This window comes from Synechococcus sp. R55.7, assembly GCF_047461955.1.
GTDB lineage: Bacteria > Cyanobacteriota > Cyanobacteriia > Thermostichales > Thermostichaceae > Thermostichus.
Window position 1 is genome coordinate 2,785 of sequence record NZ_JANSIC010000054.1, and the last position, 7,679, is coordinate 10,463.

Annotated in this window: 7 protein-coding genes; 6 read left to right on the plus strand and 1 reads right to left on the minus strand. The window is 58.8% G+C overall.

Translation table 11 applies throughout. The features are described from left to right. Positions 1-468 (minus strand): response regulator (locus NW820_RS04435; protein ID WP_414406793.1); only part of this gene is annotated, 468 nt, incomplete at its 3' end. A 255-nt stretch (positions 469-723) separates the two neighbouring features. Between NW820_RS04435 and NW820_RS04440 the strand changes: the two genes are divergently transcribed. The 6 genes from NW820_RS04440 (at position 724) to NW820_RS04465 (ending at position 7,674) form a co-directional block, all read left to right on the plus strand. Beyond that, positions 724-1,842 carry a class I SAM-dependent methyltransferase gene (locus NW820_RS04440; RefSeq protein ID WP_011433647.1) on the plus strand — a complete coding sequence of 373 codons (1,119 nt, stop codon included), beginning with the start codon at positions 724-726 and terminating at the stop codon, positions 1,840-1,842. Positions 1,843-2,003: 161 nt separating this feature from the next. Further along, positions 2,004-2,474, plus strand: a complete 471-nt coding sequence (locus NW820_RS04445) for a hypothetical protein (RefSeq protein WP_011433648.1) — start codon at positions 2,004-2,006, stop codon at positions 2,472-2,474. Between the two features lie 73 nt (positions 2,475-2,547). Further along, positions 2,548-2,892 carry an MgPME-cyclase complex family protein gene (locus NW820_RS04450; RefSeq protein WP_414329330.1) on the plus strand — a complete coding sequence of 115 codons (345 nt, stop codon included), beginning with the start codon at positions 2,548-2,550 and terminating at the stop codon, positions 2,890-2,892. Positions 2,893-3,042: 150 nt separating this feature from the next. Next, the gene (locus NW820_RS04455) at positions 3,043-4,587 is read left to right on the plus strand and encodes an MFS transporter (protein ID WP_414406794.1); all 1,545 of its coding nucleotides are present in this window, start codon (positions 3,043-3,045) and stop codon (positions 4,585-4,587) included. A 139-nt stretch (positions 4,588-4,726) separates the two neighbouring features. Beyond that, entirely contained in the window at positions 4,727-5,896 is a 1,170-nt protein-coding gene (locus tag NW820_RS04460; RefSeq protein WP_414406795.1) for a glycosyltransferase family 4 protein, read from the plus strand. Further along, positions 5,893-7,674 (plus strand): PP2C family protein-serine/threonine phosphatase, encoded by a 1,782-nt coding sequence (locus NW820_RS04465; protein ID WP_414406796.1) that lies wholly within the window; start codon positions 5,893-5,895, stop codon positions 7,672-7,674. Before NW820_RS04460 ends, NW820_RS04465 begins: the two co-directional genes overlap by 4 nt. Positions 7,675-7,679 lie beyond the last annotated feature (5 nt).

Below are 7,679 nucleotides of genomic sequence, written 5' to 3' on the forward strand. Positions count from 1 at the left end.
GTTTTCCGTACCTTGAATCAGCAGCGTCTCGATGGCGGTGAGCCGGTTCAGAATCAGTTGGGTGTTGGTTTCGGATCCCGGCTCCGGTGCAGCGGCAGGGGCAACCTGGAGGACCTTTTGGATAAGAGCCAAAAGGGCATCTGCCTCAAACGGTTTCTCGATGAAATCAAAATCGACAAAGGGCTCAGGAATGCGGGCAGTCACCTGTTCCTTCAGCCCCGACATCATGATGATAGGGGTATTTTTCAGACTGTCTTCGCGGCGGATGGCCTGCAAGGTGTCGTAGCCATCCATCTTGGGCATGACAAAATCCAGCAGGATCAGGTCGGGGTGATGTTTTTTGGCCGCTTCCAGCCCTGTCAACCCGTCTTTGGCCTCCACCACTTGGAACTGATCGGCCAAGATGCTGGCCACCATCTTGCGAATCATGATGCTATCGTCAATGACCAACACCGTCTTGGTTGTCATGCTGAGGCGCTCCCTCTTCCCATTATCAAATCGACCTGATCAGCCCCTTCCTCCAGCTCATAGGGCAATCGGGGACATCCTTTTGAGGACACCACTAGAGTACTCCCCTGCTTGGCCAGATGGGGTGTGCTCAGGGATCCAATTCCGCCAGGTTTTCCCCGCGCCCAGCGGGTGCCGGCCCGGCGTGGCCGCCTTGCTATAATTAAGTGTAAACAAACGTTAAGCCTTCATTCTTCATTCGCACCTTGCAGGGTTATGAGCCTACAACTAAGTCCTGAGCTGTCGCTGCCGATCCCATCTCCAGTCGGAGAAGCTGCCTACCGCGCTTTTCAGTGGGGCAAAAACATCTTCGGCTTTGCCCACAAAGCGCTCTCCACCCAAGCTTCAGATCTGATGCTCTCCGTGCTCAGGGATCTGCAAAGCTTCTCCTCCGGGAGGACCCCGCCGCCGCGGGCCAAGGTGCGGGTGAGCGCTGACACGCTACAGGTGTTGCGGGCCCGTTATGAACAACTCCTGCAAGCGGACTGGCAAGATGCTGAGGCAGGGTACTACCCGCACGCGCTCTTGTTCGACAACCCCTGGCTGGACTTTGCCCGCTATTACCCACAGGTGTGGTTGGATTTGCCGCAAATTACTCGGCGGGTTCACAGCAAGCGTTACCAAGAGTTTTCTCAAGACATCTCCACCGAGGGCTATCCGAAATACTACCTGCAAAATTTCCATTACCAAACCAACGGCTACCTGAGCGACAGCTCGGCTGAGCTTTATGACCTGCAGGTGGAGCTGCTGTTTGGGGGCACAGCGGACGCGATGCGCCGTCGGGTGATTCGCCTGCTCAAAGATGCCTTGGATCCCACCTTGGTCAGCCCCCACATCCTCGATGTAGCTTGTGGCACGGGGCGGATGCTGCGCCTACTGCGGGGATCCCTGCCCAAAGCGGCTTTGTACGGTCTGGATCTTTCCCCCGCCTATCTGCGCAAGGCCAACCGACTGTTGCAGGAGCTGCCGGGGGAGCTGCCCCAGCTTATCCGCGCCAACGCCGAGGCCATGCCCTATGCCGATGCCACCTTTGACGCCGTCATCAGCGTTTTTCTCTTTCATGAGCTGCCTGGCCCGGCCAGACAAAATGTCATCAACGAGATGAGTCGGGTGGTGAAGCCAGGGGGCGTGGTGGTCATCTGCGACTCGGTGCAACTGCTGGATTCGCCAGAGCTGAAGGAGACGATGGAAGCCTTTATGCAAACCTTCCACGAACCCTACTACCGCGACTACATCCACGACGATCTGGGGGTGCGCCTGCAACAGGCAGGCTGTGCGGTGCTGCGCCGGGAGACTCACTATGTCAGCGCCTACACCCTAGCCCGTAAGGGTTGAGCGCCCTTTCCACAAGCTTAAGAGGAAGAGTAAATCGGCGGTCACTTGTCCAGAGGGTGTATAGTAGTTTTAGACACGAAACCTTGGATGAGAAGACGGGCCACTGACTGGATAACCTTCAGGTGCAAGTCCGTCCGAACTCTTTTCTTGTACTTAGGCTCATGTCCCACCCCCATGGATCCCTCCGCGCCGGTATCACTGCTCTCAAGCAGGAGCGCTACCTGGAGGCGATCAACCTTCTCGAGTCCTTCTGCTACTGCTGTTCCATCCAAGAAAGACAAGAGAGTTTGTCCCGCCGCCTGAGCGAGCGCAATGGCTCTAGGGCAGATCCGGAAGAATGCGTTTTGGCTCGTGTAGCTCTGATCATGGCATATCAAGGCAGTGGTGACTTGGAGCGCTCAACTGCCCTTTGCCAAGAGCTGTTGGAGGAGAAGGAAACTCCTGAGTCCGCTCCCTGGGCTCGGGAATGGGCAGCTCAGGCTCTACCTACCCTCAAGCAGGCTTCAGAACACTCCATGCCCCCTGAGGAAGTCATGGCGCGGCTACCCGTTCTCCGGCAGTTGGAAGACTGTCAGCCGCTGTGTAGCTCCCGCGATCCGGCTCCGCATCTGCTCAAATCTGCCTCTCTCTGAGGGAGAGGATCTGCAAGGAGCGGTGGACGCCCGGCTCTAGCCTTTATTCTCAACACAGTTCCACAGCAATCTTATGTCTGCTGCCGAACCGACTACCTATCATTTTGTCGTTGCCAGCCTGTCTTTCTTACGTTCTGAGCCTCTGGAAGAGGTGCTGGAGGAGCGTCGTCGATACTGCGAGGAGCGCCATTGCCCTGTCGATTTCTTCTGGGTGCCCCAGCCGGCCTTCATGGAAGCTCCAGAGTTAAAGCCCCTGCGGGACAAGTTGAAGGAGCCCCTGGGGGCAGTGGTATCCACCAACGCGGATTTTATTCGTTGGCTGAGCCTGCGCTTAACCTTTGTAGAGAAGGGCAGCTTTGTGGCTCCCAGCGAGTCGATCCCGGATCCCTTGCGCTCCTTGTCTGCCGCAGGAAGCTAGGCCTGCCGATTCCCAAGATTTGGGTTGGTGGATTGGAAGGCGGGCCAAGATAAGATCGGGGCACCCCATTTCCACTTTTGTTTGCTGACGGGATCCCATTCTGTTGTGGGGCCGACGTCGGGGAAATGGGCAGGTCACCTGGGGAGCATGATGACTTTGGAGCAACGATGGGGCTGGCCGGAGGGAGGGGCAGGGATCTGCCACCCCAGTTCCCCTCTCCAGAATCCCCCACCTGCGTCAACGCCAACTTGGGGGCTGAAGTCAGAAGCTCTCTTGCCTGAGCCGACAGCAAGCCCCGCCCTCAGCTCGCCGGAGTGTTCTCCTGGGGATCCCTTGCCAGAGCCATCTCCTGAAGATCCCGAAAAAGGGCAAAAAGAAGAGAAAGAAGATCAAGGTCTATCTGAGCCGGGCCTGAGAAACTTTGTGGCCGTGCTGCGCCGGCGCAATTTCCTGCTGCTGTGGATGGGTCAGGCGTGTTCCCAGTTGGCGGACAAGGTGTTGTTGGTGCTGCTGATTGGGTTGGTTGCCCGCGAATTTCAGCCGGAAGGGGCTTCCATCAGCGGTTGGGTCTCGGCCATCATGCTGGCTTTTACGCTGCCGGCGATGCTATTGGGCAGCCTGGCAGGGGTATTTGTGGATCGCTGGCTGAAAAAAGGGGTGTTGGTGCTCTCCAACCTGGGGCGTGGGATCCTAGTGCTGCTGTTGCCGCCGCTGCTCTGGCTCACTGCCGGGCGCGACCTTTGGCCGGGGATCCCCTTGGGGTTTGCGGGGCTGTTGCTGGTGAGCTTTGCCGTCTCGGTTCTGACCCAGTTTTTTGCTCCTGCCGAGCAGGCGACTTTGCCGCTGATCCTGCCGAAAGGAGAGTTGCTGGCGGCCAACTCCCTGTACACCACCACGATGATGGCTTCGCTGATCGTCGGGTTTGCCGTGGGGGAGCCGCTGTTAACCCTGGCAGATCGTTGGGTACGCCATTGGTTGCCGGGCTGGGAAGTGGGGCCGGAGCTGTTGGTGGGGGGAGCCTACCTCTTAGCGGGATCCCTGCTATTGCTGCTACAACCCCATGAGAAGCTAGAGCCCCGGCGTTGGGAAGTCCCCCACCTCTGGGAAGATCTCCGCTTGGGCCTGCACTATGTCGGCCAGGTGCCCCTGATCCGAGCTGCTTTGGTGCAGGTGGTGGTGCTTTACTCGCTGTTTGCGGCGCTGGCAGTTTTGGCGGTGCGCATGGCCGAAGTGATGGCAGAGCTGAAGCCGGATCAGTTCGGGGTGTTGTTGGCCGCTGCTGGCCTAGGCATGGGGATCGGCGCCTTTTGGGTGGGCCATACGGGCCGACGGGTGAGCCGCCGCGCCTGGGTTGGCCTGGGATCCCTGCTGCTCTGTGGGGCTCTGGCAGCCCTCTCCTGGACGACCCACTGGCTGCTGCCCAGCTTGGGCTGGATTGCCCTGTTGGGCTGTGGGGGGGCTTTGGTGGCGGTGCCGATGCAAACCTTGATCCAAGAGGAAACGCCTGACCATCTGCGGGGCAAGATTTTTGGGCTCCAGAACAACGCCGCCAACATTGCCCTCAGTTTGCCGCTGGTGTTTACGGGATTGGCGGAAGCTTGCTTTGGCCTTCCCTGGATGTTTGTGGCCCTGGCTGTTCTGACGGGGCTGGCGGGGCTGTACACCTGGAGCTTATTGGGCAGAGAGGTCTCGTAAATCCTGCCGCAGCGCCAGGCTGGATACCCTCTTCTGGGGGAACGGGTCAAGGCAGGAGCCAACTCTGCTACTCTTGTAGAGGTTTAAGAATCGAGACTCCCTTTGCAGCTCAGCGTTTCAGCTCCGCGGGGATCCGCCCATGCACATCGCCTGGATAGGCAAAAAGACACCTTTCTGTGGCAACGTCACCTATAGCCGCGAGATGACCAACGGCCTTTTGGATCGAGGGCATCAAGTGAGCTTTTTTCACTTCACCAACGAGGGCCAACCGCCCGCCCTGGATCCTGGAGGTGAAGGCTGGAGGGCGGAGCTGGATCGTCGAGACGTTTCCCTCCCCTGTCTGTACAAGTCGCAGATTTACACGATCCCGGCCCCCAACGCCAAGCGGTTGCTCACCCAGGCCCTCAAGGAATTGCAGCCGGATCTGGTGCATGCCTCCTTGACCATTTCTCCCATCGACTTTGTGTTGCCGGAGATCTGCGCTGAGCTCAACCAGCCGCTGGTGGCTACTTTCCACCCTGCCTTCGACCGACGGCGGCGCAACATCGCCTCTCGCACCCAATACTTGGCCTACCAGCTCTACGCCCCGTGTTTGGCCAACTATCACCGCACCATTGTCTTCTCGGAAACGCAACGGGAGATCTTGGTCAAACTGGGGGTGAGCCCCCAGCAGGTGGTGGTCATTCCCAATGGTGTGGATGTGGACAAGTACGCGCCTGGGCCCTCCACCCTCAAACAGCGGTTGGGACTGGAGCGGATCTTCGTCTATCAAGGGCGGGTCTCGCCGGAAAAAAACCTGGAAGCCCTACTCAAGGCTTGGAAACACGCCCAAATGGGGGAGAAGTGTGGTCTGCTGATCGTGGGGGATGGGCCACTGCTCAACACCCTCAAGCCCTTCTACACCCTTCAACATGGGATCCACTGGCTGGGCTATATTGCCGACGAGCAGCAACGCATCGAGATCTTGCGAGGAGCCGATGTGTTTATTTTGCCCTCTTTAATCGAGGGGCTCTCTTTGTCCCTGTTGGAGGCGATGGCCTGTGGGCTGGCAGCAGTGGCCACCGATGTGGGTGCCGATGGCGAGGTTTTGGCCGATGGAGCCGGGATCCTGCTGGATCCGACACGGGTGACGGCGGAGCTGCAAACGCTGCTGCCTTTGCTGCGGGATCAACGGGAGTTTACCCAACTGCTGGGGATGAAGGCCCGCCAGCGGGTGCTGGAGCGCTATACCCTCAGCCACAACCTCAGCCAGGTGGAACAGCTCTACCGAGAGCTGTGCCAGGGATCCCGTCAGCATCGCTGGGTGTGAGGGATGAGTGTGATGAAGCTTGTGATATTTTTGCTAAGCTGTTTCGTTACGTTTCCAAGGGATTAACGCCAGTCTTCCCGATGGATGATCACAGCCCCCAAAAGGCCGTTTTAGGGCAGCCCCCTGCCGGGCTGTCAGATTCTTTGTGGTCAGAGTCCTTGCTGGCCCAGGATTCGGGCAAAAATCCCCTCCCCCCCAATGCTCCGTCGCTGTCGCCCACGGACAATTCGGGGGACTTGCGCTCAGCTCAGACCGGCCAGGATGAGGATCCCACCTCTTCAGGTGCCGTTGCGTCCGATGATAGAGAGCTGCCGGAGGTCAAGCCGGCCATTGTGCCTGCCCCTGCAATGCCGGATCGGGTGGCAGAACTGGAGAGAGAACACCATCGGATGCAGTATCTGCTGGCGTGGCTGGCTTTTGCTCTGCGCTCTTTTAACAACTTGAACCAGATCCTGGAGCTGACGGCTTTTGTGGCCAGCCAACTGACCGATGCCGAAGGCGGAGCCCTGGTTTTGTTCAATCCCAACGGCACCATCCAGTTGGATCAACTGCATTGCTCTGATCTCAATCACCGCGAGCAGATTCGGGCTGAGATGGAGCAAATTACCCAGACCCTCTCGGCTCAAGAGCCCATTCTCAAAACGGAGGGATCCCTGTCTGTTAAGATCCCTGCCCTTGAACACCTCTTGGACGAACGGTTCCGCCAGAGCTTGGGGCCGGATGTACGCCTTTTCGGCACGCCGCTGCTGATTCGCAACTCTGTCCAGGGTCGCTTGTACGTCTTCAGCCGTCAGCCTGGCTACCACTGGGATGAACGTCGCCAACAACTGTTGCGCTTGGTCGCCGATCAGGCAGGGGTGGCCATCGAAAATGACCGCTTGACGGCAGCCTTGCGCCGCAAGATGGCCCTGGAAAAAGAGATGGAGATCGGCTCCTACATCCAGACCCAACTGCTACCTCGGGAGTGCCCTCAAGTCAAGGGGATTCGCTTGGCAGCCCGTTGCCGGGTGGCCAGCAAAGTGGGGGGCGACTACTATGACTTCATCAAGATTCCCGGCGAACGCCTGGAAACATCCGACTCATCTGAAGAAACGGCAGGCTTTCGCTTGGCCATCGTCATTGGGGATGTGATGGGCAAAGGGGTGCCCGCCGGCCTGTTGATGACCATGACCCGCGCCATGGTGCGGGCGGAGGCCCTCAACCGCCATTCGCCGGCCCGTGTTCTGCAACATCTGAACCGGGCCATGTACAGTGACCTGGAAAACTCCAATCGCTTCATCAGCCTGTTTTATTCGGAGTACGATCCCCGCTCCCATCGCCTCTGCTTCAGCAACGCGGCCCACAACCCCACCCTGTGGTGGCAGGCCCGCACCCGAGAAATTCAACCCCTGGACACAGAGGGGGCGCTGATCGGCTTGGAAGAAAACAGCCACTACTCGGAAAGCTGCGTGCAACTGCAACCCGGGGATGTGGTGGTGTACTACACCGATGGCTACACGGAGACAGCCAACACCCGCGGCGAGCGCTTGGAAACCTCTGGGCTGATGGACGCCATCCAGTACGCTGCCTGTCGCTACGACTCCCCCGAAGACATTTTGGAGAGCTTGTTTGAGCAGATGGATGCCTTCCGAGGCCGTCGGGGATCCCATCCTCTTCCCCTGTGGCTGCCCGAGGATCCAGAGCTCCTGTTGCAGGACGAGATTTCCCTGCGGCCTGAGCCCGTGGACGACACAACGCTGGTGGTGTTGAAGGTGTTGCCCGACTCCGAGCCAGCCTAGCTAAA

Bases quoted from the DNA above. Each gene is read 5' to 3' on its own strand.
- NW820_RS04450 (WP_414329330.1), top strand. From the start codon at position 2,548: ATGTCTGCTGCCGAACCGACTACCTATCATTTTGTCGTTGCCAGCCTG.
- NW820_RS04440 (WP_011433647.1), top strand. From the start codon at position 724: ATGAGCCTACAACTAAGTCCTGAGCTGTCGCTGCCGATCCCATCTCCA.
- NW820_RS04455 (WP_414406794.1), top strand. From the start codon at position 3,043: ATGACTTTGGAGCAACGATGGGGCTGGCCGGAGGGAGGGGCAGGGATC.
- NW820_RS04445 (WP_011433648.1), top strand. From the start codon at position 2,004: ATGTCCCACCCCCATGGATCCCTCCGCGCCGGTATCACTGCTCTCAAG.
- NW820_RS04460 (WP_414406795.1), top strand. From the start codon at position 4,727: ATGCACATCGCCTGGATAGGCAAAAAGACACCTTTCTGTGGCAACGTC.